This window comes from Microbacterium sp. H83 (assembly GCF_001650405.1).
Classification (GTDB): domain Bacteria; phylum Actinomycetota; class Actinomycetes; order Actinomycetales; family Microbacteriaceae; genus Microbacterium.
In genome coordinates, this window is record NZ_LWCU01000056.1 from 72,108 (window position 1) to 96,753 (window position 24,646).

At 70.4% G+C, this 24,646-nt stretch carries 24 protein-coding genes and 1 riboswitch; of the genes, 14 read left to right on the plus strand and 10 right to left on the minus strand.

Translation table 11 applies throughout. The features are described from left to right. Window positions 1-23: 23 nt before the first annotated feature. Window positions 24-1,574, minus strand: a complete 1,551-nt coding sequence (locus A4X16_RS18445) for a hypothetical protein (RefSeq protein ID WP_067123162.1) — start codon at window positions 1,572-1,574, stop codon at window positions 24-26. A gap of 82 nt (window positions 1,575-1,656) precedes the next feature. Next, window positions 1,657-1,766: riboswitch (TPP riboswitch) on the plus strand. Here A4X16_RS18445 and A4X16_RS17095 point away from each other — a divergent pair. The 5 genes from A4X16_RS17095 to A4X16_RS17115 all read left to right on the plus strand — a co-directional run bounded on the left by A4X16_RS17095 (window position 1,760) and on the right by A4X16_RS17115 (window position 7,300). Next, window positions 1,760-2,419, plus strand: a complete 660-nt coding sequence (locus A4X16_RS17095; protein WP_067123165.1) for an ECF transporter S component — start codon at window positions 1,760-1,762, stop codon at window positions 2,417-2,419. (Overlaps the previous riboswitch by 7 nt.) Next, on the plus strand, window positions 2,416-3,876 hold the full coding sequence (locus A4X16_RS17100; RefSeq protein ID WP_231880413.1) for an ABC transporter ATP-binding protein: 1,461 nt from the start codon (window positions 2,416-2,418) through the stop codon (window positions 3,874-3,876). Before A4X16_RS17095 ends, A4X16_RS17100 begins: the two co-directional genes overlap by 4 nt. Beyond that, window positions 3,873-4,670 carry an energy-coupling factor transporter transmembrane component T family protein gene (locus tag A4X16_RS17105; protein WP_067123171.1) on the plus strand — a complete coding sequence of 266 codons (798 nt, stop codon included), beginning with the start codon at window positions 3,873-3,875 and terminating at the stop codon, window positions 4,668-4,670. The genes A4X16_RS17100 and A4X16_RS17105 overlap by 4 nt, the downstream gene beginning before the upstream one ends. A gap of 193 nt (window positions 4,671-4,863) precedes the next feature. Then, complete coding sequence (locus A4X16_RS17110) at window positions 4,864-5,892, plus strand: TerC family protein (protein ID WP_067123174.1); 1,029 nt, start codon at window positions 4,864-4,866, stop codon at window positions 5,890-5,892. A 94-nt stretch (window positions 5,893-5,986) separates the two neighbouring features. Further along, a complete protein-coding gene (locus tag A4X16_RS17115) occupies window positions 5,987-7,300 on the plus strand; it encodes a hemolysin family protein (RefSeq protein ID WP_067123177.1) in 1,314 nt (437 codons plus the stop codon). An 8-nt stretch (window positions 7,301-7,308) separates the two neighbouring features. Here A4X16_RS17115 and A4X16_RS17120 read toward each other — a convergent pair whose 3' ends face one another. After that, window positions 7,309-8,034: an aminoglycoside 3'-phosphotransferase gene (locus tag A4X16_RS17120; RefSeq protein ID WP_067123180.1), complete on the minus strand. Its 726-nt coding sequence runs from the start codon at window positions 8,032-8,034 to the stop codon at window positions 7,309-7,311. Between the two features lie 153 nt (window positions 8,035-8,187). Between A4X16_RS17120 and A4X16_RS18385 the strand changes: the two genes are divergently transcribed. From A4X16_RS18385 to A4X16_RS17135, 3 genes are all read left to right on the plus strand, one after another. Continuing rightward, window positions 8,188-8,790: a hypothetical protein gene (locus A4X16_RS18385; RefSeq protein ID WP_231880414.1), complete on the plus strand. Its 603-nt coding sequence runs from the start codon at window positions 8,188-8,190 to the stop codon at window positions 8,788-8,790. A gap of 229 nt (window positions 8,791-9,019) precedes the next feature. Beyond that, window positions 9,020-9,781, plus strand: a complete 762-nt coding sequence (locus tag A4X16_RS17130; protein ID WP_067123183.1) for an SDR family NAD(P)-dependent oxidoreductase — start codon at window positions 9,020-9,022, stop codon at window positions 9,779-9,781. A gap of 14 nt (window positions 9,782-9,795) precedes the next feature. Next, on the plus strand, window positions 9,796-10,626 hold the full coding sequence (locus A4X16_RS17135; RefSeq protein ID WP_067123186.1) for an SDR family oxidoreductase: 831 nt from the start codon (window positions 9,796-9,798) through the stop codon (window positions 10,624-10,626). A 15-nt stretch (window positions 10,627-10,641) separates the two neighbouring features. Here the strand turns inward: A4X16_RS17135 and A4X16_RS17140 are convergent, their stop codons facing one another. The 4 genes from A4X16_RS17140 to A4X16_RS17155 form a co-directional block, all read right to left on the minus strand. After that, complete coding sequence (locus tag A4X16_RS17140; protein WP_067123189.1) at window positions 10,642-11,391, minus strand: sulfite exporter TauE/SafE family protein; 750 nt, start codon at window positions 11,389-11,391, stop codon at window positions 10,642-10,644. Continuing rightward, window positions 11,388-12,107, minus strand: a complete 720-nt coding sequence (locus tag A4X16_RS17145; protein WP_082914543.1) for an ankyrin repeat domain-containing protein — start codon at window positions 12,105-12,107, stop codon at window positions 11,388-11,390. Before A4X16_RS17145 ends, A4X16_RS17140 begins: the two co-directional genes overlap by 4 nt. 210 nt (window positions 12,108-12,317) lie before the next feature. Then, entirely contained in the window at window positions 12,318-12,956 is a 639-nt protein-coding gene (locus tag A4X16_RS17150; protein ID WP_067123195.1) for a bifunctional 4-hydroxy-2-oxoglutarate aldolase/2-dehydro-3-deoxy-phosphogluconate aldolase, read from the minus strand. A gap of 70 nt (window positions 12,957-13,026) precedes the next feature. Further along, entirely contained in the window at window positions 13,027-13,533 is a 507-nt protein-coding gene (locus A4X16_RS17155) for a hypothetical protein (protein WP_067123197.1), read from the minus strand. Between the two features lie 70 nt (window positions 13,534-13,603). On the opposite strand from A4X16_RS17155, the gene rlmN reads away from it, so the two are divergent. Further along, entirely contained in the window at window positions 13,604-14,890 is a 1,287-nt protein-coding gene (gene rlmN, locus A4X16_RS17160; RefSeq protein WP_231880415.1) for a 23S rRNA (adenine(2503)-C(2))-methyltransferase RlmN, read from the plus strand. A 4-nt stretch (window positions 14,891-14,894) separates the two neighbouring features. On the opposite strand, the gene A4X16_RS17165 is transcribed toward rlmN, so the two are convergent. Next, window positions 14,895-15,806, minus strand: a complete 912-nt coding sequence (locus A4X16_RS17165; RefSeq protein ID WP_231880416.1) for a LysR family transcriptional regulator — start codon at window positions 15,804-15,806, stop codon at window positions 14,895-14,897. Between the two features lie 63 nt (window positions 15,807-15,869). Between A4X16_RS17165 and A4X16_RS17170 the strand changes: the two genes are divergently transcribed. The 5 genes from A4X16_RS17170 (at window position 15,870) to A4X16_RS17190 (ending at window position 21,369) form a co-directional block, all read left to right on the plus strand. Further along, the gene (locus tag A4X16_RS17170) at window positions 15,870-16,643 is read left to right on the plus strand and encodes a 3-hydroxybutyrate dehydrogenase (RefSeq protein ID WP_067123199.1); all 774 of its coding nucleotides are present in this window, start codon (window positions 15,870-15,872) and stop codon (window positions 16,641-16,643) included. Continuing rightward, the gene (locus A4X16_RS17175; protein WP_197491873.1) at window positions 16,640-17,467 is read left to right on the plus strand and encodes an alpha/beta fold hydrolase; all 828 of its coding nucleotides are present in this window, start codon (window positions 16,640-16,642) and stop codon (window positions 17,465-17,467) included. Before A4X16_RS17170 ends, A4X16_RS17175 begins: the two co-directional genes overlap by 4 nt. 42 nt (window positions 17,468-17,509) lie before the next feature. After that, entirely contained in the window at window positions 17,510-18,568 is a 1,059-nt protein-coding gene (locus A4X16_RS17180) for an alpha/beta fold hydrolase (protein WP_067123205.1), read from the plus strand. A 94-nt stretch (window positions 18,569-18,662) separates the two neighbouring features. Further along, window positions 18,663-20,279, plus strand: a complete 1,617-nt coding sequence (locus A4X16_RS17185) for a DUF4407 domain-containing protein (protein WP_067123208.1) — start codon at window positions 18,663-18,665, stop codon at window positions 20,277-20,279. Between the two features lie 76 nt (window positions 20,280-20,355). Then, the gene (locus tag A4X16_RS17190) at window positions 20,356-21,369 is read left to right on the plus strand and encodes an aldo/keto reductase family protein (RefSeq protein WP_067123211.1); all 1,014 of its coding nucleotides are present in this window, start codon (window positions 20,356-20,358) and stop codon (window positions 21,367-21,369) included. 64 nt (window positions 21,370-21,433) lie between these two features. Here A4X16_RS17190 and A4X16_RS17195 read toward each other — a convergent pair whose 3' ends face one another. From A4X16_RS17195 to A4X16_RS17205, 3 genes are read right to left on the minus strand one after another with little or no spacing between them, the layout of a single operon-like run. Continuing rightward, window positions 21,434-22,348 carry a carbohydrate ABC transporter permease gene (locus A4X16_RS17195; protein WP_197491874.1) on the minus strand — a complete coding sequence of 305 codons (915 nt, stop codon included), beginning with the start codon at window positions 22,346-22,348 and terminating at the stop codon, window positions 21,434-21,436. Then, window positions 22,345-23,292 carry a carbohydrate ABC transporter permease gene (locus tag A4X16_RS17200; RefSeq protein ID WP_067123214.1) on the minus strand — a complete coding sequence of 316 codons (948 nt, stop codon included), beginning with the start codon at window positions 23,290-23,292 and terminating at the stop codon, window positions 22,345-22,347. The genes A4X16_RS17195 and A4X16_RS17200 overlap by 4 nt, the downstream gene beginning before the upstream one ends. Window positions 23,293-23,296: 4 nt before the next feature. Further along, the gene (locus A4X16_RS17205) at window positions 23,297-24,607 is read right to left on the minus strand and encodes an ABC transporter substrate-binding protein (RefSeq protein WP_067123217.1); all 1,311 of its coding nucleotides are present in this window, start codon (window positions 24,605-24,607) and stop codon (window positions 23,297-23,299) included. Between the last annotated feature and the right edge of the window lie 39 nt (window positions 24,608-24,646).

A 24,646-nucleotide genomic window follows, 5' to 3' on the forward strand; every position in this document is an offset into this window, starting at 1 on the left:
TGCCGCTGGCAGGGAGCGCTCGGTCAGCGCTGGGCGTCCGTCACCCCGAACAGTTCCAGCGGGTGCGTCAGGCGCCACCACGGGCTGGGTCCGTCGACGTCCTCCGCCAGTGCCAGAGGGATCGTCACGGTGTTCAGGGGGCCGACGCTCGTGACCGTGCCGATCTCGTCGCCGGCCTCGCGGTGATCGCCGAGTTCGAACGTCGGCGTCACCTGCGCGTCGGCGCCGTTCCACAGGACGATCTCCGTGTCCTCGTCCGTGACGACGTCGACGCTGGTTCCCCAGATCGTCTCGACCGTGCCGATGACCGTGCCCTCGGGGATCGTCGGCTCCTGGGTCGTCAGGGCCGTCTCCACCTGGGCGAACAGCGCGCGCGTCTCGGCGAGGCGCTGCTCGTCGTCGCCCTGACCGAGCACGGCCGCGTACAGATGCACCGTCGTGTCGTCGACGGTGATGTCCTTCGCGGTGAGGAGATTCCAGCTCTCGTCGAGGGTGCCGGTCTTGACGCCGACGACGCCGGCATCCGCGAGCATCCCGTTCGTGTTCACGACGGTCCCGGCGCCGGGCAGATCGACCGCCGGCGTCCCCACGATCTGGGCGAAGACCGGGTTCTCCATCGCGCGCTCGGCGAGCGCGACCAGGGCCTCCGGCGTCGCGGTGTTGCGGGCGTCGAAACCTGACGGCGTGACGATCGTGATGCCGTCGAGGCCGCGCGAGTCCAGCCACGCCGCGGCGGCCTGGGTGAAGGCGGCCTCGGAGCCCCAGATCTCGCGCGCGAGGCGATCGATGTAGTTGTTCGCCGAACCCAGCAGGGTTCCCTGCAGCAGCTGATACTCGGAGAGCGTCCCGCCGACGGGCACGTCGAGTGCCGACTGATCGGAACGCCGATACTGCCAGTACGACAGGTTGTCGGCCCGGGTGAACGCGAACTCGGGCCCCTGCTCGCCGACCGCGAGGGGCATGCGATCCAGCACCATCAGGCTGGAGACGACCTTGGTCACGCTCGCGATCGCCGCCTGATCGAGTGACGACGTCGTCGTCCCGAGTCCTCGGACGCCGACAGCGGCGCTGCCCTGCGCGGGCCACAGGATCTCCGCGACGGGCGCGACCGGTGCCGCGATCTCGACGGCCTGCACCGTCGGCGCGACCTCGTGCAGCGGCCACAGCAGCGTGGCGCCGGAGTAGGCGCCGACGAGACCGATCAGGAGGCCGACCGGAACCAGGACGCCGGGACCGGCCGCGCGTGAGCGGAGCCTCGCGCCCTGCAGCACGGACGCCTCGCGCGGGCCGCGATCCGCGTCGTCGATCTCGGCGGTCGCCGACCGTCGGCCGATGTCGGCCGTCTCCACCCAGGTGAGCGCGGTCGCACCGCGACCGGCCTCGGCCCAGCGGGCATCCGGCTCGAGCGCGGCTGCACCGTCGAGCCCGAGGCTGCGAGCGGCATCCGACCCCGCCGACCCAGCCGACCGGTCCGACGCATCCGCCGCGTCCGACAGGGCCGTCGCATCCGACCCGTCCGACGGGTCCGACGCGTGCGCGGGCGAGGCGGCCTCGACGGAATCAGGAGCGGTCACCTCATCACGGTACCCAATGCGCGCCCAGAACCACGGCGTCTCCGCAGGAGCGCGCACGAGTGTCGGCACTGGGTAGAATCATCCGTACAACCACGGGAGTCCGGCGAGCCGGGCTGAGAGGGAGCGAATCGCGCTTCGACCGTCGAACCTGATCTGGGTCATGCCAGCGCAGGGAGGAGTCACTGATGAGCACATCCACGTCCGGATCCGCCACCGGATCCGCATCCGCCTCGACCACCCCGGCCGGAGGTCTCCGTCGCCCGGAGCTCTGGCGCTGGCGAGTGGTCGACATCGTCGTCGCGAGCGTCATCGCGGTCGCCTGCGCGATGATCTTCCTGCTCTGGAACGTCGGCTACGAGGTGCCGAGCAGCATCCTCAAGCCGCTGCTTCCCGGGGTGCAGGGCCTTCTCGCAGGTCCGTGGCTGATCGCGGGCGTGCTCGGAGCCCTCATCATCCGCAAGCCGGGCGCCGCGCTGTACACCGAGCTGGTGGCTGCGGTCATCTCCGCGCTCGTCGGCAATGCGTGGGGGCCGCTCACGATCGTCTCGGGCGTCGTCCAGGGCCTCGGCGCCGAGATCGTCTTCCTGCTGTTCCTCTACGGCGTCTGGCGTCTGCCCGTCGCGATGCTGGCCGGCGCCGGTGCGGGGCTCGCGTGCGGCATCAACGACCGCATCCTCTGGTACGCCGGAGCGGACACCCTCTTCACCTCCGTCTACATCGCCTCGACGACCATCTCCGGAGCGATCATCGCCGGCCTCGGCGCGTGGCTGATCGCACGCGGCCTGGCCGCGACGGGGGCGCTCAGCCGCTTCGCCGCCGGGCGCGAGGTCACCGCACGCGTGTGAGTCGCTCCACGACACCCGCCGCCCTCGACGCCCGCGGTTGGGGGTGGCGGTACGCGACGCGCCGGCGCTGGGCGGTGCGCGACATAGAGCTGCGCATCGAGCCGGGTGAGAGGGTGCTGCTGCTCGGGGCGTCCGGATCCGGCAAGTCCACGCTGCTGCAGGGGTTCGGAGGCGTGCTGGGCGGCGCGGACGAAGGCGAGTCCGAGGGCGCTCTGCTCGTCGACGGGCAGGCGCCGACGCAGGCGCGCGGTCGCGTCGGGATGGTGCTGCAGGACCCCGACACGCAGACGATCCTCGCTCGCGTCGGCGACGACGTGGCGTTCGGATGCGAGAACCTCGGCGTGCCGCGCGACGAGATCTGGCCGCGGGTGCGCGCCGCGCTCGACGCGGTCGAGCTCGACGTCGACCTGGACCGATCGACCGCGGCCCTGTCGGGCGGGCAGAAGCAGCGCCTCGCGCTCGCCGGGGTCCTTGCGATGCGTCCCGGCGCCCTCCTGCTCGATGAGCCGACCGCGAATCTCGACCCTGAGGGAGTGCGGGAGGTGCGGAATGCGGTCGGTGCGGCGCTCGACGCCACCGGAGCGACCCTCGTCGTGATCGAGCACCGCATCGACGTCTGGCTGCCGCTCGTGACCCGCGTGGTCGTGCTGGGCGCCGGCGCGACCGGGACCGTCGTGCTCGCGGACGGGACCCCGGACGCCGTCCTGGGCGCGCGCGGCGACGAGCTCGCGGCATCCGGGGTGTGGGTGCCGGGGCATCCGCCGTCCGTGCCCCCTCCGCCCGCGCACGCACCGGGGGAGCTGCTGCTGCACGCCGACGCGCTGACCGTCGCGCGGCGCCGCGGGCTGCCGGTCGCCGGGCCCCTCGACGTGGAGGTGCGCGCGGGCGAGGCGCTGGGGATCACCGGGGTGAACGGAGCGGGCAAGTCGACGCTCGGTCTCACGCTCGCCGGTCTGCTCCCCGCGGAGAGCGGACGCGTCAGGGCGACGACCGCGCTCGCCGGAGCGGACGGCCCCGATCCCTTCCGCTGGTCGTCGCGGGCGCTGCTCACCCGCATCGCCACCGTCATGCAGACTCCCGAGCACCAGCTGCTCGCCACGACTGTGCGGGACGAGCTCGCCGTCGGCCCGCGCGCGCTCGGACTGCCGGAGGCCGAGGTGACGACCCGCATCGACGAGCTGCTCGACCGCCTGCGGCTGCGACCCCTGGCCGACGCGAACCCGTACACGCTGTCCGGCGGAGAGAAGCGGCGCCTCACCGTGGCATCCGCGCTCGCCACCAGGCCCCGGATGCTGGTGCTCGACGAGCCGACGTTCGGGCAGGACGCGACGACCTGGGCGGAGCTCGTCGCGCTCATCGCCCGCCTCCGCGACGAGGGCACCGCGATCGTGGCGATCAGCCACGATCAGGCGGTGCTGCACGCCCTGCACGCCCGCCGGGTGGAGGTCGGTCGATGATCGATCCGCTCACTGCGCGCGTCGAGCGGTCCGGGCCGATCGCCCCCCGTTCCGCCCTCGCGAAGCTCGCGGCCGCGCTGCTCATCGCCCTGCCTCTCGTGCTCACGATCGACGTCGTGTCGGCATCCGTCGCGCTGCTCCTCGAGATCCCGCTGCTGCTGTTCGCCGGTGTGCGCGCGCGGGAGTTCTGGACGAGGACGGCGGTGCTGTGGATCGCGGCTCCGCTGAGCGCGGTGACCATCGCCCTCTACGGCGCGACGAGCGGCGCCGTCCACTTCGAGTGGCTGGTGATGCGGGTGAGCGACGGGTCGCTGGCGCTCGCCGCCGCGACGGCCGTGCGCGTGCTCGCGATCGGCCTTCCCGCAGTGGTGCTCTTCCTCACCGTCGACCCGACCGACCTCGCCGACGACCTGGCGCAGCGTCTGCGACTGCCGTCGCGCTTCGTCGTCGGCGCCCTCGCCGGGATGCGGATGCTCGGGCTGCTCGCCGACGACTGGCGCGCGCTCGGGCTCGCGCGGCGCGCGCGGGGCGTCGCCGACGTGGGGCGGATCCGGCGCGCGTTCGGCATGGCGTTCGCCCTCTTCGTCCTCGCGATCCGTCGCGGATCGTCGCTCGCCACCGCGATGGAGGCGCGCGGCTTCGGGGGCACCGGCGACCGGTCGTGGGCGCGCGAGTCCCGCTGGGATGCGAGGGACACGACGCTCGTCGCGCTCGCAGCCCTCATCCCCGCGCTCGCGATCGCGAGCGCGGTCGTGACCGGAGCGTGGAACTTCATCCTGGGCCCGTCGGTCTGACAGGGCATCTTCAGCTTTCTCATAGCTGGAATGCCGATGTATTCGGTAGCATCGAGTGAACCCAAGGGGAGTACTCCACCACGGGCGGCTCGTCATTACGGATGTCCCTGCATCCCGGGTCCCCGGTCCTCGTCCACGAGGATGGAGAAGACCTTGACGTCGACATCGTCACGCCATCGTCTCGGAGCACCCAGTGAACATCACCCCCCTCGTGTGGATCATCACGATCGCCGTCACCATCGCGTTCTTCGTGTACGAGTTCTTCGCGCACGTCCGCAAGCCGCATGAGCCGACCATCGGCGAGTCCGCGCGCTGGTCGGCCTTCTACATCGGCCTCGCCCTGCTGTTCGGCGTCGGCGTCGGCGCCGTGTCCGGGTGGACGTACGGCGGCGAGTACTTCGCCGGCTATCTCACCGAGAAGGCGCTGTCCATCGACAACCTCTTCGTCTTCCTCATCGTGATGGCGGGCTTCGCGGTGCCGCGGATCTATCAGCAGAAGGTGCTGATGATCGGCATCGTCATCGCGCTCATCATGCGCGGTGGATTCATCGCACTCGGCGCGACGCTCATCGAGAACTTCTCCTGGATCTTCTACCTCTTCGGCGCGCTGCTGCTGTTCCTCGCCTACCGCCAGGCCTTCGCGGAGGGTGACCACAACCCCGCCAACGGCCGCTTCATGCGCTTCGTGCGCCGCATCCTGCCGATCAGCGACGACTACAACGGCGACCGTCTCACCGTCAAGCGTGACGGCAAGCGCTTCTTCACGCCGATGTTCCTCGTGATCATCGCGATCGGCTTCGTCGACCTCATCTTCGCCGTCGACTCGATCCCCGCGATCTACGGACTCACCGAGGAGGCGTACATCGTCTTCACGGCCAACGCCTTCGCGCTCATGGGTCTGCGCCAGCTGTACTTCCTCATCGGCGGTCTGCTCGAGCGCCTCGTGTACCTGGCTCAGGGCCTCGCCGTGATCCTCGCCTTCATCGGCGTCAAGCTCGTGCTCCACGCGATGCACGTCAACGAGCTCCCGTTCATCAATGGCGGCGAGCCGATGCTGTGGGCCCCGGAGATCCCGATCTGGTTCTCCCTCGTGTTCATCGGCGCCACGATCGCCGTGGCCACGATCGCGAGCCTCGCGAAGACCCGCAAGGACGACCGCCGCGCGGCCCTCGACTCCACCTCCGGCACCCTCACCACCGACACAGAGAAGGAACACTCGTGAACCAGTCGCGCCGCTCCGACGCGTCCGCAGACCCCGATAGACCCGGCGCCCGAACGACCTCGGGCACCACTCCTCCCTGCGAGGTGACCCGCTGATGGGCGACCTCGTCTGGAACATCGCTCTCGTCATCGTGTTCGTGCTCGTCGGCGGCGTCTTCGCCGCCACGGAGATGGCGCTCGTCACGCTGCGCGAGAGCCAGATCAACGCGATCGCCGCCCGCGGCCGCCGCGGCCAGAAGGTCGCGGGGCTCGCACGGAACCCCAACACCTTCCTCTCGGCCGTGCAGATCGGCGTCACGGTGGCGGGCTTCGCCTCCGCCGCCTACGGCGCGACGTCGATCGCCCCGTCGGTCGCGCCGCTGTTCACGCAGCTCGGCGTCGCCGAGCCGCTGGCGCTGACGCTCGCCACCGTGCTGCTGACGCTCGTGATCGCGTACCTGTCCCTGGTGCTCGGCGAGCTCGTGCCGAAGCGCCTCGCGATCCAGCGCAACGCGCAGTTCGCCTATGCGGTCGCGCCGGTGCTCGACGGCTTCGCCACCGTGATGCGGCCGGTGATCTGGCTGCTGTCGGTGTCGACCAACGCGCTCGTGCGCCTGCTCGGCGGCGATCCGCACAAGACCGCCGACGAGCTCAGCGAGGAGGAGCTCCGCGACATCGTCGCGACGCACCAGAGCCTCCCCGACGACGAACGGCGCATCCTCGACGACGTGCTGTCGCTGCGCGACCGTCAGGTCAGCGAGGTCATGCGGCCACGGCCCGAGGTCGTCGCGCTCGACGGCGCGGCGACCCTTGCTGAGGCGATGGCGCAGGCCAGGGAGCTGCCCTTCTCGCGGTACCCCGTGGTCGACAAGTCGCTCGACGACATCGTGGGCTTCGTCCACGTGCGCGATCTCTTCGAGGCCGCCGTCGAGGACTCGGGCCGCCCGGTGTCGCAGCTCATGCGCCCGGTCGAGTACCTGCCCTCCACCGCCCGCGTGCTGCCGACGCTGACGCGCCTGCGCGCCGAGGGGCATCACATCGCCGTGGTCGTCGACGAGTACGGCGGCACCGACGGCATCGTCACCCTCGAGGACCTCGTGGAGGAGGTCGTCGGCGAGATCTTCGACGAGTACGACGCGGAGGAGCGGATGCCGGATGCCGGCGGCGCTCTCGACGGCCGTCTCAACCTGCAGGACTTCGCCGAGATCACCGGCATCGCCCTGCCCCGAGGAGCCTCCGACACCGTCGCCGGGTTCGTCACCGAGATGCTCGGTCGCCTCGCCGTCGTCGGCGACGCGGTCGATGTGCCCGGAGCGACGATCCACGTGACCGCGGTCGACCGGCGACGGATCGCCGAGATCCGCGTCACGGTGCACGAGGAGTCGGACGCCGGCGGCGGGGCCGCCGCGGCGGCAGCCGTCGGCGACTGACCCGAGGCTCAGGTCTCGTTCCAGAGCCGGCGATAGTACGCGAGGCGCTCGCGGTCGGGCTCGACGCCGTACGCCTCGATGAGCAGATCCTCCCACCCGGGACCGTGGTTCCACACGGTGCTCATCGAGGCGACGGCGATGTCGGCCCACCGGTCGGCAGCGCCGAGCGCGGCGAGATCGACGTGCGCGACGGGCCGCCCGTCGTCGTCGAGCAGGGTGTTGGGCATGCAGGCGTCGCCGTGGCACACCACCAGCCGATCGATCGGCGGCGGCGCGCGGAGGTCGTCGGGCACGTCGATGCCGCGGACGGCGGCGTTCGCGATGCGGGACGCCGGGTCCCAGGTCCAGCGGCACTCGTCGACGGGCAGGGCGTCGTGCAGTGCGCGCAGCCCTGCCCCCACCGCCCGCACGGCCGTCTCCGGGTGATCGCGCCACCGCGGATCGACCGCGCTGAGTGCGGGGACGGCCGCGGTGACGAGCCACTCGTGCGCGGCATCCTCGCCCTGGTCCCTGACCTCGGGCACCGCGATCCAGCGCCCGGCCCACCGCATCCGCTCGGCCTCGTCGCGCATGTTCGCCTCGGCGTCGCGCGGGCCCCACTTGATGAAGCGGCCGTCGTCGGTGCGGAACGTGAGGCCGCCGATGCCGTTGCGCCAGACCGGGGTCAGTCCAGCCCCGGCCGCGAGAGAGCGCACCACCGGCGGCACCGCTGTCGAGGCCAGGGGGATGCTCATGCCTCCAGCCAACACCGTCGGGAGATGTCGCACCAGCGAACGTATATCGGAATGCGAATATTCTCTCGGTTCCGCCTGCTCGTCTGCGGTTAGTGTCGGTCCCGGTCGCCGTCGGCGGCCGCCTTCCATCACATCGACACACCAGAGGTATCCGTGCGCGTTTCGTCCCGGTCCCCGTGGTGGCGACGACACGGCAGCGATGCCGATGCCGCGTCGTCCACCGCCGAGGATCCGGATCTCGTCCAGTTCGAGCAGTGGATCCGGGCCGAGGCCGACCCGGAGTCCGGGGCCGCCGGGTATCCGACCGAGGAGCCGGTCGAGGACCCCGTCGAGGAGCCGGTCGAGGATCCCGTCGAGGCGCGCACGACCACAGAGGAGTACCAGGACATGAGCTCACTTGACGACGCGCTGCAGCAGCTTCTCGCGATCGAGGGCGCGACCGGCGCCGCCATCGTCGACTACGCCAGCGGCATGGCGCTCGCCCAGGGCGGCAATCCGTCGTTCGACCTCGGCATCGCGGCCGCCGGCAACTCCAACGTCGTGCGCGCCAAGCTCACCACGATGCGCGACCTCGGGGTCACGGACGAGATCGACGACATCCTCATCACGCTGACCTCGCAGTACCACCTGATCAACGTGCTCGACGCGCAGAGCGCCAGCGGGCTGTTCATCTACCTCGTGCTGAACAAGAGCGGCGCCAACCTCGCGCTGGCCCGTCACAAGCTCAAGGCGATCGCCGCGCAGATCACGATCTGAGCGCAGCGCCCGACAGGACGACGCGTCCACCCGATACGCGTCACATCGAAGGGGGAGGGGCCACCACCCTCCCCCTTCGGTGCGCCTGCGGTGCGCCTGCGGTGCGCCTGACGATGCGTCCGGCGGTGTCGTAGGCTCGGACCGAGCTCCGCGCCGACCACCGCGCGGTGCCTGGAACTCGGAATCAGATACGCTGGGACTGAGTCGCACACGTTCGAAGGGGAACCGCATGCAGATCCAGGGCTCCAGCGCTCTCATCACCGGAGGCGCCTCCGGTCTCGGCCTCGCCACCGCGCGAGCGCTCGCCGCAGCGGGCGCCGTCGTGACCATCCTCGATCTCCCCACGTCGTCCGGCGCATCGATCGCCGAGGAGCTCGGGGGCGTGTTCGCCGCGGGCGACGTCACGAGTCCCGAGGACGCGGCGGCCGCCGTCACCGCCGCGCAGGCCGCCGCCCCGCTGCGCATCGTCGTCAACTGCGCGGGCATCGCCCCGCCCGCGAAAGTCCTCGACCGCGAGGGGAACCCGGCGGTGCTCGCCGACTTCGAGCGCATCGTCCGCATCAACCTCGTCGGCACCTTCAACGTGCTGTCCCAGGCGTCCGCCGTGATCGCGAAGAACGATCCGACCGGCAGCGGCGATCGCGGCGTCATCGTGAACACCGCCAGCGTGGCGGCCTTCGACGGCCAGATCGGCCAGCCCGCCTACTCGGCGTCGAAGGGCGGCGTGCACGCGATGACGCTGCCGGTGGCGCGCGAGCTCGCCCGCTACGGCATCCGCGTGTGCACCATCGCCCCGGGCATCATGGAGACGCCGATGCTCATGGGGCTGCCGCAGGCGGCGCAGGACTCGCTCGGCCAGCAGGTGCCGTTCCCGTCGCGACTCGGCCGCCCCGACGAGTACGCCTCGCTCGTGCGTCAGATCGTCGAGAACGACTACCTCAACGGCGAGACGATCCGCCTCGACGGCGCGATCCGCATGGCGCCGAGATGACCGAAGGAGAACCCATGTCCCTGGCAGGCAAGACCATCCTCATGTCCGGCGGCAGCCGCGGCATCGGACTCGCGATCGCGCTGCGCGCTGCGGCCGACGGCGCGAACATCGCGATGCTCGCGAAGACCGACACCCCGCACCCGAAGCTCGAGGGCACCGTGCACTCCGCCGCCGAGCAGATCCGCGCCGCAGGCGGTCAGGCCCTGCCCATCGTCGGCGATGTGCGCGACGACGACGACATCACCGAGGCGGTGCTGAAGACCCAGGGCGAGTTCGGGGGCATCGACATCGTCATCAACAACGCCAGCGTCATCGACCTGTCGCGCTCGCTCGACCTGAACGCCAAGAAGTACGACCTCATGCAGGACGTCAACGTCCGAGGCACCTTCATGCTCTCGCGGGCGGCCGTGCCGATCCTCAAGGACGCCGAGAACCCGCACATCCTGTCGCTGTCCCCGCCCCTGAACCCCACGCCGAAGTGGCTCGGCGCGCACACCGGATACACCCTCGCGAAGTTCGGCATGACGATGGTCACGCTGGGTCTCGCGGCGGAGTTCGCGCGCGACGGCATCGCGGCCAACACGCTCTGGCCGCGCACCACGATCGCGACCGCCGCGGTGCAGAACCTGCTCGGCGGCGACAAGGTCATGGCTGCCAGCCGCACCGCCGACATCTACGCCGACGCCGCCTACGCGGTGCTGCGCAAGCCCGCCGCGGAGTACACCGGCCAGTCGCTGATCGTCGAGGACGTGCTCGAGGCCGACGGGGTCACGGACTTCTCGGGATACGCCGCCGTGCCGGGCACGCCCGACGACCGGCTGTTCCCCGACATCTTCCTGGACTGACGCCCGCGCCGCGGCTCAGAACAGCAGGTAGAGAGCGCCCGCGATCGTCAGCGCGATCACGATCCGGTCGAACAGACGCTGGTCGAGGCGCCTCGCGACCGCGAGACCGACGAGCGCGCCGACCACGACGAGCGGCGCGAGCACGGCATCCATGAGAAGCACTGTCCCCGGGAACAGACCGAGCCCGGCGAGGAACGGCACCTTCACGACGTTGATGATCGCGAAGAACCACGCCGACGTGCCGAGGAACACCTGCACCGGCGTCCGCGTCGCGAGGAAGTACATCGACATGACGGGCCCGCCGGCGTTCGCGACCATCGTCGTGAACCCGCCGAGCGTGCCGTAGGTGCTCGAGAGCAGGATGCCGCCGCGCGGTGCGTCGACGCCATCCGCCCTCTCCTGTCGCCGGCGCCGCCACAGCGTGATCGCGATCATCACGAGCAGGATCACGCCGATCGCACGGCGGACGATGCCGTCGCCGGCCAGCGCGAGGAACGCGAACCCGGCGATCAGCCCGGCGACCACCGCCGGGGCGAGTCGCAGCAGTGTCGGCCAGTGCGCGTGCCGGCGGTAGGCGATGAGCGCGAACACGTCGCCGACCATGAGCAGCAGGAGCATCGCTGCGGTCGAGGTGCGGGCGGGCAGCACGGCCGCGAACAGGGCGATCGCGAGGATGCTGCCGCCGGGCAGCGCCGTCTTCGAGATGCCGATGGTGACCGCGGCGAGGCCGAGCGCGGCCCACGCCCAGAGGTCGAGTGCGATCATCCTTCGAGCAGGGCGGCGATCGCGTCGTAGCCGCGTGACGCGGCGAGGTCGTGCGGCAGCACGCCGTCGCCGTCGCGGATCGAGATGTCGGCGCCGCCGTCGATCAGAGCCTGCACGACCGCGACGTACGCGTCGGAGCCGTCGCCGAGCACGATCGCCTCGTGCAGAGCGGTCCAGTTCAGGTTGTTGACGTGGTTCGGGTCGACCCCCGCGTCGAGCAGGATCTCGACGGTCGACAGCAGTCCGCGCTCGGATGCCGGGATCAGCGCCGTGCCGCCGAAGCGGTTGGTGCTGCGCAGGTCGGCGCCGTGATCGAGCGTCCGGCGCAGGATCTCGTCGTGTCCTCGGGCGCCGGCGTACAGGTAGGCCGAGTCCTGGAGGTCGTCCTTCGCGTTCACGTCGGCGCCGGCCTCGATCAGCACGCGTGCCGCGTCGACGTGGTTCGCCTTCGTGGCGGCGACGAGCGCCGTCATGCCGCCGTCGCCCCGCGCCTCGATCTCGGCTCCGGCGTCGAGGGCGACGCGCACGGCATCGGCGTCCCCTGCGGCGGCGGCGGCGAGCAGGTCACGGGTGGCGACGGTCATGGCTGACTCCTTGGTGGTCGTGGGGTGAGAGGCGGGCCGGGTGGCTACGAGCGGTGCGACGTCGGGTGCGCATGCGGTGAGCCCGAGCAGGACGAGTCCCAGCGCGGCGGTCGACGCCGCCGCTCTCATCATCGAACGCTCCATGCCTCTGGTATACCAAAATACCGGGGGTGGCCGCGCTGGGGGCGGTGTTCACAATTCAGCATGGATGGCCGCGATCGGCCCGAAAGGATGCAATCGGGCGTGCGCGCGGAGAACCGTGCTGAATTGTGAACCGCGTCCGAGGGAGAGGCCGCGACGCCGGGCCGAACCGAACCGGTCGCGACCGGTCGCGACCGGCCCTCAGCCGCGGGCCGCGGCCAGAGCTGCGGCGAAGCGCTCCGAGCGCTGCTCGATGTCGGCCCAGTCGCCGTTCGCGATCGAGGTGCCGTTCGCGAGGTCGCCGCCCGCCCCTACGGCCACCGCTCCGGCGCGGAACCAGTCGGCGAGGTTGTCGGGGTTCACGCCGCCGGTCGGCATGAGCGGCGCATCCGGGAACGGGCCGCGCAGCGCGCCGAGGTACGAGGGGCCGCCGAGCGAGGCGGGGAAGATCTTGACCACGTCGACACCGAGCTCGAGGGCGCCCATGACCTCGGTCGGGGTCATGGCTCCGGTCATCACGACGCGTCCGGTGTCGAGCATCGTGCGGGTGAGGGCCGGCAGGGTCCCGGGGCTCACGAGGAACTCCGCGCCCGCGTCGGCGGCGAGCGCGGCCTGCTCGGCGGTCGTGACCGTGCCGGCGCCGATGTACGCGGCGTCGCCGTGGCGGGCGATGAGCTCGCGGATCACGGAGGGGGCGTCAGGAGTCGAGAACGTGACCTCGATGCCCGTGATCCCGCCACGGATGATCGCCTCGGAGGCGTCGAGCGCGAGCTCGGGGGAGGGGGCGCGGAGGACGGCGAGCACTCCGGTGGCGCGGGCGCGGTCGAGACGGTCGGGCATCGGGGCTCCTTCGGTGGGGGATGCGTCCATTGTCGCGGACGACAACCTGTAATTACAAGCTGCGGCCGCCTCAGAGCGGATCGCGTCGCCCCGGCATCGGCCAGTCGTCGATCAGATCCTTCGACGCCTTGAGTCCCAGCCCGGTGTGCTCGCGCAGTAGTTTGATCGCGGCGATGGGCTGTGCCTCGGCGACCAGGCGATCGATCTCGGCGACGGCGTCGGCGGGAAGCGTCGAGCGCACCGCTTCGGCGTCGTGCGGCTGCGGCGGGACGACCGGGATCGCGGTCGTCCCCGGCGCGAGGCCGACCGTCCAGTGGTCGATGCGCCGCTTCGCCGACGCCAGGCTCTCGCCCGTGTGATCGCGAAGGACCTTGATCGCCGCGATCCTGTTCTCCCGGCGCACCAGATCGTCGATCTCGGCCACCGCGTGCGGGTCGAGGGTCGCCGGTGCTGCGCCGTTCGCGTAGGTCTCGGCGACGTCGGGGACCTTCGGGCGCATGCTGCGCAGGGCGGCGGAGAGCAGAGCGATCAGGATGATCGCGCCGATGACGATGCCGATGATCCACACGAGGTCCATGGGCGACAGTCTAGAGACGGAGGTGGGCCCTCCAGCCGTCTCCCATCCGCTCGCCGGTACCCTGGTAGGTATGACCGAGAACCCCCGTACGCGCGAGACGCGCCCCCAGGCGGCATCCGCGTCCCGTTCGGGGGCCGTCCGATCCACCAAGACGCCGCAGGTGCGCCCCGCGACCGAGGGCTGGACGCAGCAGAAGGATGCCGAGGGGCGCCCGCTCCTGCAGTTCGCGAGCCCCAAGCGCGGCAAGCCGCCGGTGCACCTCGCCGACCTGACCCCTGAGGAGCGCGTCGAGAAGGTGAAGGAGCTCGGTCTCCCCGGCTTCCGTGCGAAGCAGCTGTCGACCCACTACTTCCGTCACTACACGTCCGACCCCGCCGAGATGACCGACCTGCCGGCCGGCATCCGCGACGAGCTCGTCGCCGGCCTCCTGCCGCCGCTGCTCACCGAGGTGCGCCGACTCGAGACCGACCGCGGCGACACGATCAAGTTCCTCTGGCGGCTGCACGACGGCGCGCTCGTCGAGTCGGTGCTCATGCGCTATCCCGGCCGCATCACGCTGTGCGTCTCGTCGCAGGCAGGCTGCGGCATGAACTGCCCGTTCTGCGCCACCGGCCAGGCCGGACTCACGCGCAACATGTCGACCGCCGAGATCGTCGAGCAGATCGTGCGCGCCAACCGTCTGATCGCCGAGGGCGGCCTCGGAGGCAAGAAGTCCGACGACCACTCGATGGAGCGCGTCTCGAACATCGTCTTCATGGGCATGGGCGAGCCGCTCGCCAACTACAAGCGGGTGATGGACGCCGTGCGCTCGATGGTCGCCCCGCAGCCCGACGGCCTCGGCATGAGCGCCCGCGGAATCACGGTGTCGACGGTCGGCCTCGTGCCGGCGATCAAGAAGCTCGCCGACGAGAACATCCCGGTCACGTTCGCCCTCTCGCTGCATGCGCCCGACGACCACCTGCGCGACGAGCTCATCCCGGTGAACTCGCGGTGGAAGGTCGACGAGGCCCTCGACGCCGCGTACGACTACTACGCGAAGACCGGTCGTCGGGTCTCGATCGAGTACGCGCTGATCAAGGACATGAACGACCACGCGTGGCGCGCCGATCTGCTGGCGGAGAAGCTCAACGCCCGCGGCCGGGGCTGGGTGCACGTGAACCCGATCCCGCTCAACCCGACGCCCGGCTCGATCTGGACCTCGTCCGAGAAGGACGTGACGAACGAGTTCGTGCGCCGCCTCAACGACGCCGGCATCCCGACGACCCTCCGCGACACCCGCGGCAAGGAGATCGACGGCGCGTGCGGTCAGCTCGTCGCGACGACCGAGGACGAGGCCGCGTCCGCGGCCATGGCCTGACCGGTCACCGTCGCCCGAGCAGGGCGTCGCGCACCTCCGCGAGGCGTTCCTGCAGAGCATCGAGGAAGGCCGCGACCGCTCGCTGCTGCAGGGCGTCCGGCCGGGCGACGAGCCAGTACGGGAGCCGCTGCTCGATCTGATCGGGAAGCACGCGCACGAGGTCGTCGTGCTGGTCGGCGAGGAACGCGGGAAGCAGGCCGAACCCGGCGCCGCCGCGCGTCGCATCGACGTGCACGTAGACGTTCGTGCTCGCCACCGAGTCGGTCATGCCGGGCACCAGCCGCCGCGCCTCGTCGAGCACATCGACGTGGAGCATGGATTCGATGAAGTACACGAGCGGTCGGCCGGCGAGATCCGACGGGTCGGCGGGCGCGGGATGCCGCCGCAGGAAGTCCCTGCTCGCATAGAGCCCGAGCGCGTAGTCGGCGAGATGGACGGCCCGCGCCCTGTGCACCTGCGGGCGCCCGACGACCACCTCGAGGTCGGCCGCACCCCGCTGCTGTGCGGCCTGTCGCGTGCCGGTGACGATCTCCAGAGCGACTCCCGGGTGCCGCCGACGCACGGCCGCCATGGCGGGAGCGGCGATGAACCCGCTGAACCCGTCGGTGGCCGACAGGCGGATGAGCCCTTCGACGCGCTCGGCGTCGCCGTCGTCGAGGCCGCTGAGCGCCTGCTCCACCGCCTCCGCGGCCGCGAGCGCGCGCGTGCCGAGCGGAGTGAGCTCCCACGCGCCGCCGTCGCGCGAGAGCACCCGCCCGCCGAGCTGGCTCTCGAGCGCGGCGATGCGCCGAGCGACGGTGGTGTGGTTGAGCCCGAGGTGCTGCGCGGCGGAGGTGAAGCGGCCGCTGCGCGCCACGGCCAGGAGGACGAGCAGGTCGTCGGCGCTCGTCGGCGGTGCAGGGAAATGCGATGCCACGTGTGCATCTTTGCATATTCGGGTGCCTATCGCGCCTGCGCGAAGCTGAACTACTCTGCAGGGGTGGTAGTACGACGGGGGACGGCGCACGGCACCGATCTGAGGGGCAGGACCGCTCTGGTCACTGGGGCAGCGAGCGGTATCGGTGCCGCGTGCGCGTCCGCGCTGGCCGAGGCGGGAGCACGCGTCCTCGTCGTCGACCGCGACGCCGAGGGCGCGGAACGGGTCGCCGCGGAGATCGGCGGTCAGCCGCTCGCGATCGACCTCGGTGATCTCGACGCCCTCGCGACGCGGACCTTCGACGCCGACATCCTCGTCAACAACGCCGGCATCCAGACCGTCGCGCCGATCGTCGACTTCGAGCCCGCCACCTTCCGTCGGATGCTGGACATCATGGTGACCGCTCCCTTCCTGCTCACCCGCGCGGTGCTGCCGGGGATGTCGGAGCGGGGATGGGGCCGCATCGTCAACATCAGCTCGGTGCACGGCATCCGGGCCAGCCCGTACAAGTCGGCCTATGTGACCGCCAAGCACGCTCTCGAGGGTCTCTCGAAGGTGACCGCCCTGGAGGGGGCGGAGCACGGCATCACCAGCAACTGCCTCAACCCGGGATACGTGCGCACCGCGCTCGTGGAGGCGCAGATCGCCGACCAGGCGCGCACCCACGGAATCCCCGAATCGGAGGTCGTCGAGAGGGTGATGCTCTCGGAGGCGGCGATCAAACGACTGCTCGAGCCCTCGGAGGTCGCCGACCTCGCGCTCTGGCTCTGCGGCGAGACGGCTCGGTCCGTCACGGGCGCCTCGTACACGATGGACGGCGGATGGAGCGCTCGATGAGCGAGCTCGCCGTCACGACCTACGGGCCCGCCGCCGAGAGTGCGGCCGTCCTGGCGGTGCACGGCATCACGGCGAACGGCCGGTCATGGCGCACGGTCGCCGAGCGGATGCCGGAGCGCCGGCTCCTCGCACCCGACCTCCGCGGTCGTGGCCGCAGCAACCGTCTCCCCGCACCGTACGGGCTGCGCACGCACGCGGCCGACCTCGCCGCGCTGCTCGACGCCGACGGCGGCGAACCGCGCACCGTGCTCGGACATTCGATGGGCGCCTTCGTCGTGGTCGCGCTCGCAGACCTCCGGCCGGATCTCGTCGAGAGGCTCGTGCTCGTCGACGGGGGACTCCCGCTGAGCCTGCCCGCCGGCATCCGCTCGGCCGAGGATCTCGACATCGCCACCCTCCTCGGACCCGCCGCCGAGCGTCTGGGCATGCACTTCGCGGACGACGAGGGGTACCTCGACTTCTGGCGTCGGCATCCCGCCTTCGCGCGCGACTGGTCGGATGCCGTGGCGGAGTACGCCCGCTACGACCTCGACGGCACGCGCGCCTCGACGCTCGCCGACGCGATGATCGCCGACGGCGCCGAGCTCTACGGGGCCGACTGGTACCTCGACGCGCTCCGCGGTCTGCGGATGCCGGTGACCGTGCTCCGGGCGCCGCGCGGCCTCACCGACGCCGAGCCGCTGTACGCGCCCGGCGTCCTCGACGGGTTCCGCACGCTCGTCCCGCAGCTCGACGTCGTCGAGGTCGAGGACGTCAACCACTACACGATCCTCTTCGCCGAGCGCGGCGCGTCGCGGGTCGCCGCCGCCGCATCCGCCCCCTGACCGCCCCGGACGCCCAGACACCCGACCCTGAAGGAGCAGACGATGACGACCGCACTCTTCGACGGCATCACCGCCCACCGCGTGCAGACCCCGCGCTACCTCGCCAACGTGATCGAGCGGCCCGGCTCGGATGCCGGGCCGGTCGTCGTGTTCGTGCACGGCAACGTGTCCTCCTCGCACTTCTACCAGCCGACGATGCTCGCGCTGCCGCCGCACGTGCGTGCACTCGCCGTCGATCTCCGCGGGTTCGGCGACAGCGAGACCAGGCCGGTCGACGCGACCAGGGGCCTGCGCGACTTCGCCGACGACGTGCGCGCCGTGCTCGACGCGCTGGGCCTCGAGGCCGTGCATCTCGTCGGCTGGAGCATGGGCGGAGGCGTCGTACTGCAGGTCGCCCTCGACGCTCCCGAGCGCGTGCTGTCGCTCACCCTCGAGTCGCCGGTATCGCCCTACGGCTTCGGCGGCACGCACGGCGCGGACGGGACGCGCAACGACGACGACGGAGCGGGCACGGGAGGCGGCGGTGCGAACCCGGACTTCGTCTCCCGCCTGCGATCCGGGGACACGGGGGACGAGGCGCCGACGTCGCCGCGCACCGTCTACCGCACGGCCTACGTCGCTCGCCCCGAGCTGCAGCAGGCGCACGAGGACGCCTGGGTCGCGTCGATGCTCAGCACCAGGACCGGCATCGACAACTACCCCGGGGATGCGGTCGAGTCGCCGCACTGGCCGGGCTTCGCGGCGGGAGGGAAGGGCGTGCTCAACACGATGGCTCCGCAGCACCTCGACCTGTCCGGCATCGTCGACCTCGCCGTGAAGCCGCCCGTGCTCTGGATCCGCGGCGAGAAGGACGCGATCGTCTCGGATGCGTCGTTCTTCGACCTCAACCAGCTCGGGCTGCTCGGCGTGGTCCCGGGCTGGCCCGGTGCCGACGTCGCACCGCCGCAGCCGATGATCCTGCAGACCCGCGCCGTGCTCGACCGCTACGTCGCGAACGGCGGCAGCTACCGCGAGGTCGCCCTGCCCGACGCCGGGCACGCCCCGCATCTCGACGAGGCGGAGGTGTTCGACGCCGAACTCGCGCGGCACCTCGGCCTCTGACGTCGGGCGGCGGACCCGGCGACTCTCTGCGCGCTGGGCTGGCGCCCAGGATTCATCCACGTTCTCCACAGCCGATATTCCGTAGATTGTGCGGATGCCCTATTCCGCCCACCGCCCCGGACGGTTCGACTCGCAAGGTCGGATCATCGTCGACAGCGACCCGAACGCCGACACGGACGACCTCGACTTCCTGCGCGCGTACGAGCCCGCCGGCTCCCACGATCAGGTGACCGAGCCGATCGACCGGGCGCCGCGGAACCGGGCCGATGGGGATCAGCCGACCGACGTCCCTCCGGTGCGGGAGCCGAAGCCGCGCCGACAGCCCCGGGAGCGCAAGCCCCGCGTCCCGGGGTCACGCCTGCGCACGCTCGCGATCCTCGGCGGAGCGGACGGGGAGATCCTCGACCGGGTGCCCGGCGAGACCCCGCGCTTCGTGCAGATGTTCTTCGTGCTGGTGGGCACGGCTCTCGTCTCGGCGATCTCGATGCTGTTCGCGCTGACGACCGGCGTGCAGGCCGTGATCTGGATCGCCGTGCCGCTCGCCATCGTGTGGGCGCTCATCATCTTCAACCTCGACCGGTTCCTCACCTCGACCATGACGTCGACTCGCAACGTGTGGAAGCTGATCGGCCTCGCCATCCCGCGGGTGGTCATGGCGGCCGTCATCGGCTTCGTCGTCGCTGAGCCGCTCGTCCTGCAGATCTTCCACAACGACATCGCGCGCGAGGTCGCATCGACCAACATCACCCAGGCGCAGTCCGATCAGGAGGCGCTGGAGACCGGCCCCGAGAAGAAGGCCCTCGATGCGGCATCCGACCGCGTCGCCGAGCTCGAGAACCAGGCCGCGACGGGCATCGTGGCCGGCACGGATTCGTCGTCGGCGAGCGAGTCCGCCGCGCAGGCCACGGTCGACGACCTCACGGCGAAGATGACCGACCAGCAGGCCGTGATCGATCAGGCGCGCATCCTCTACCAGTGCGAGCTCACCGGCGAGGGCGCAGGGAGCGTCCCCGGCTGCACCGGCGTGAACGGCGAGGGCGCGAGCTCGGATGCCGCGCAGGCCCAGCTGGCCGAGGCGCAGCAGACCTACGACGCGCTGGCCGCTCAGCTGCGCACCGCGAACGAGGAGCTCGCGGCTGCAGGCACCGCCGCCAAGGAGAGCACCAGCACGTCGGAGGCGCAGAACCGCGCAGAGGCGCAGTCGCAGCTGCCGGCCGCGCGCGACTCCTACGACACCGCCCTCGCCGCCTACAACGCGCGCGCCGAGTCGGTGGCCTCCGGCAACGCCGGGGCGATCGGGCTGCTGAGCCAGATCAGCGGTCTGAACCGGCTCAGCGAGAAGGAGCCGACGATCCTGTTGGCGCACATGCTGATCGCGGCGCTGTTCTTCATGCTCGAGCTGCTCCCGGTGCTGGTGAAGGTGCTCACCTCGTACGGCGATCCGTCGCTGTACGAGAAGGCGGCCGCGATTCGCAAGCAGGTCGCGCTCGACAAGGTGACGGCCGAGGGCTTCCGCGACCGGGCGGCGATCGTCAACGTGCAGTCGCAGGGGATCCAGGCGGATGCCGGGACCGGCGAACCGCAGACACGCGCCGAGCGCAAGGAGGCGGCGCAGATCGCGGAGGAGCGCGGGAGGTCCGCGGAGCGCGAGCTTGCGGAGAAGCGAGCCCAGGCGCAGACTCTCGCCGAGCAGGAGCAGCTCGTTCCGTAGGTCGTCTGTCGGAGTCGGCTGAGACCGGTCACGGACATCCGGCCCGGATGTCCGCCACGGCCGGTAGCGTTGCATCATGGTCAACTATCGCTATCTCGGCAACAGCGGTCTCAAGGTCTCTGAGATCACCTACGGCAACTGGGTCACGCACGCCTCGCAGGTCGGTGACGACGCGGCCGTGAAGACCGTGCACGCGGCGCTCGACGCCGGCATCACCACGTTCGACACGGCCGACACCTACGCCAACACGGCCGCGGAGGTCATCCTCGGCAAGGCCCTCGAGGGCCAGCGCCGTGAGAGCCTGGAGATCTTCACCAAGGTCTACTTCCCGACCGGTCCGAAGGGCCCGAACGACACCGGGCTGAGCCGCAAGCACATCCTCGAGTCGATCAACGGCTCGCTGAAGCGCCTCGGCACCGACTACGTCGACCTCTACCAGGCGCACCGCTTCGACTACGAGACCCCGCTCGAGGAGACCTTCCAGGCCTTCGCCGACGTCGTCCGCCAGGGCAAGGCGCTGTACATCGGCGTCTCCGAATGGACGGCGGAGCAGCTGCGCGAGGGCCACGCGCTCGCCAAGCAGGTCGGCGTGCAGCTGATCTCGAACCAGCCGCAGTACTCGATGCTGTGGCGCGTCATCGAGGGCAAGGTCGTCCCCGCGTCGGAGGAGCTCGGCATCTCGCAGATCGTCTGGTCGCCCATGGCACAGGGCGTGCTGAGCGGCAAGTACCTGCCCGGTCAGCCGGTGCCGGAGGGGTCGCGCGCGACCGACCCGCACAGCGGCGCGGACTTCATCAAGAACTTCCTGCAGGACGACATCCTCACCGCGGTGCAGAGGCTCAAGCCGATCGCCGAGGAGGCGGGGCTCACCATGCCGCAGCTCGCGATCGCGTGGGTGCTGCAGAACCCGAACATCGCCGCCGCGCTGGTCGGAGCGTCCCGCCCCGAGCAGCTCGCCGACACGGTCAAGGCCTCGGGCGTGAAGCTCGACGCCGACACCCTCGCCGCGATCGACGCGGCGCTGGGCGACACGGTCAACCGCGACGCCGAGCACACGTACTCGACCTCGCCGAAGGCGCGACTGGTCTGAGTCGCGACGAACACGAAGGCCGCCGTCCCCGGGGACGGCGGCCTTCTTCGCGCACGGATGCGGGCTACTCCTTCACGGCGCCGGCGGTCAGGCCCTGCACGATCCAGCGGCTCGCGAGCGCGAACATCGCCATGGTCGGCAGGATCGTGAGGACAGCGGCGGCGCTCATGGATCCCCAGTCGATGTTGAACGTCGAGATGAAGCCGTTCAGCGCCGAGGGCACCGTGCGGTTCTCATCGGTGTTCATGAGCACGACCGACAGGAACAACTCGTTCCAGCAGTTGACGAAGTTGAAGATGAACGCCGCGATGATGCCGGGCGTCATCACCGGCACGAGCACCCGGAACAGGGCGCCGAAGCGCGAGCATCCGTCGATCATCGCCGCCTCTTCGAGAGCGTCGGGGACGTTCTCGAAGAAGCCGCGCAGCATGACCGTGGAGAACGGGATGCAGATCGCGATGTACACGAGGATCAGGCCGGGCTTCGTGTCGACGAGGCCGAGGTCCGTCATCATCGAGTACAGCGGTCCGAGCGCGATGAACGCCGGGATCATCTGCGTCAGCAGGAAGGCGACGAGCACCGTCCCCTTGCCGCGGAACTCGAACCGGGCGATCACGTAGGCGCTCAGCAGGGCGATGAGGGTCGCGACGGCGCCGGCGACGAGGGCGACCAGGGCGGAGTTGCCGAGGAACACCCCGAACGAGCTCTGCTGGAACAGGCTGATGTAGTTGTCCAGCGACGGCTCGCTCGGCCAGTACTCGATCGGGAACCGGTTGATCGTGCCGGGCGACTTGAACGACGTCAGCGCGATCCAGTACAGCGGGAACAGCGTGATGATCAGCCAGATGAGCAGGCCGACCACGCGCACGACGCCGCCGACCGTGACCTTGCGCTGCGTGCGCGGAGCCCGGTGCGCATCCGGCACCGTGATCCGCCGGGTCTCGGTGATGGTGGTGCCGGTGGGAGTGGTGATGGTCATCGCTGGGCCCTCCGCATCGCCATCAGGTAGAACGCGCAGAACACGAACAGGAACGCCACGACGATGAGGCCGATCGCGCTCGCGATGCCGTAGTTGCCCTGTTGGGTGTAGTTGATCATCCAGGTCGTGATGATGTGCGTCTGGTTCGCCGGTCCTCCGTTGGTCATCGCGTAGATGATGTCCGGGAAGTTGAAGATCCAGATGATGCGCAGCAGGATCGTCAGCAGAAGCGTCATCGAGATGTACGGGATGATGATCGAGAACAGCTGCCGCACCTTGCCGGCGCCGTCGAGGCTCGCGGCCTCGAGCATCTCGTCGGGTACCGACTGCAGAGCCGCCAGGATCATGATCGCGAAGAAGGTCACGCCGTACCAGATGTTCGCGACGATGACCGCGAACATCGCCAGCTTCGGGTCGGCCAGCCACGGCAGCGGGGCGTCGATGAGCCCGGCCTTCATGAGCAGGTCGTTGACGACGCCGAACTCGGCGTTGAACATCCAGCGGAACAGCATCCCGATGAGGAAGCCGGAGACCGCCCAGGGGAAGAACACGAGCGCCTGGTAGAGGCCGCGGAATCGGAAGCGCTTGCGCAGTGCGAGCGCGATCAGGAAGCCGATCACGAGCTGGGGCACGAGCGAGCCCACGACCCAGAGGATCGAGTTCCACGCCACCGTCGGGAACGCCGGGTCCTGGAACACGGCGACGAAGTTGTCGAAGCCGACCCAGGGAGTCGACGTCAGGTCCCACAGGTTCCAGTCGTGGAACGCCATGCGGGCGCCCTGCAGCATCGGCCAGTACGTGAACCAGCACACGAAGACGATCGCCGGCGCCATGAAGGCCAGCAGCGTCAGCGCGTGGCGTCCGCGGAAGGGCCGGCGGCGGGGGCCGGGGGAGGCCCCGCCGGCAGTGCCGGCGGAGCCTCGTCCACGAAGAGCGGATGACATGGGCTCAGCCCTTCTCCGCGGCGTACTTCTCCGTCCAGAAGGCGTCCCACGACTCCAGCAGCTCGCTGGTCGACATGTTGCCCAGCAGCACGTTCTGCACGTCCTGGTCGGACTTCTGGATCCACTCCGTCCACCAGCTGACACCGCGCGGCTGACGCACGTTGACGTACGTCTCCGGGTCTTCCGTCATGGTGACGTAGCTGGTCCACGGGCCCGAGGAGTAGAAATCGTCGTCGGCCGCGGCCTCGATGATCGGGACGAGGCTGTTCGCCTGCGCGAACTCGGTCGCAGGCTCCGCCGACGAGAGGAACTCGACCAGCTTGACGGCCTCCTCGCGGTTCTCGCCCTTCTCGGCGACGCCCCAACCGGCGACGGCCAGCGGCTGCGCCGCCTTGCCCGACGGGCCGACGAGCAGCGGAGCCGTGTCCCACTGGTCCTCAGTGAGGCCGGAGTCCTGCACGGTCGCGATGACCTCGGGGTCCTGCAGCAGGAACGCAGTGGTGCCGTTGGTGAAGCCGGCGACCATCTCGGGGTAGCCCCACGACACGGCCGAGGGCGGTGACGCCTTCTCGAAGAGGTCGAAGTAGTCATCGACGGCATCCTGCGCCTCGGGCGCGGCGAAGATCGTCGAGCCGTCCTCCATGAGGAACGCGTCCTCGGTGTCGAGGCCGTCGATCACGTACGCCTCGATCGCTGCGACCACGTTGCTGTTGGCGTTCTGTCCGCCGCGGAACGCGTATCCGTAGATGTTGTTCGACGGGTCCTGGATCGCCTCGGCCTGCTCGAGCAGATCCTTCCAGCTGCGCGGGGGTCCGTCGAAGCCGGCCGCCTCGACGAGGTCGGTGCGGTAGAAGAGCGACAGGCCGTAGAAGCCGTAGGGCACGAAGTAGCTCTTGCCGTCCTCGGCGACGGACGCGGACTGCGCGTTGTCGGTCAGCGCATCCCAGCCGTCCCACTTCTCCAGATCGGCGCCGAGGTCGTACAGCCAGCCGTTGTTGGCGAACGGTCCGACCGTGATGTCGCGCACCTCGAGCACGTCGACGCCCTTGCCGGACTGCAGCATCTGCTGGATCTTCTGGTCGGCCTGCTCGGTGGGAGGCGACACGAGGTTGACCTTGATGTCGGGGTTCTCCTCCTCGAACTGATCGAGGAGACCGCGGATCAGATCGGTGCGGGCGGGGTTGGTCAGGCTCTCGACCATCTGCAGCGTGACGGTGCCGTCGGCGGATTCGCCGCCGCCTGCGGAACAGCCGGCGAGGGCGAGAACGGCGACGGTGCCGATTCCTGCGGCGGTCGTCAAGATCTTGTTCTTCACGGGGTGCCTCTCAATGCGTGGTGGGTGATTCGGGTGGTG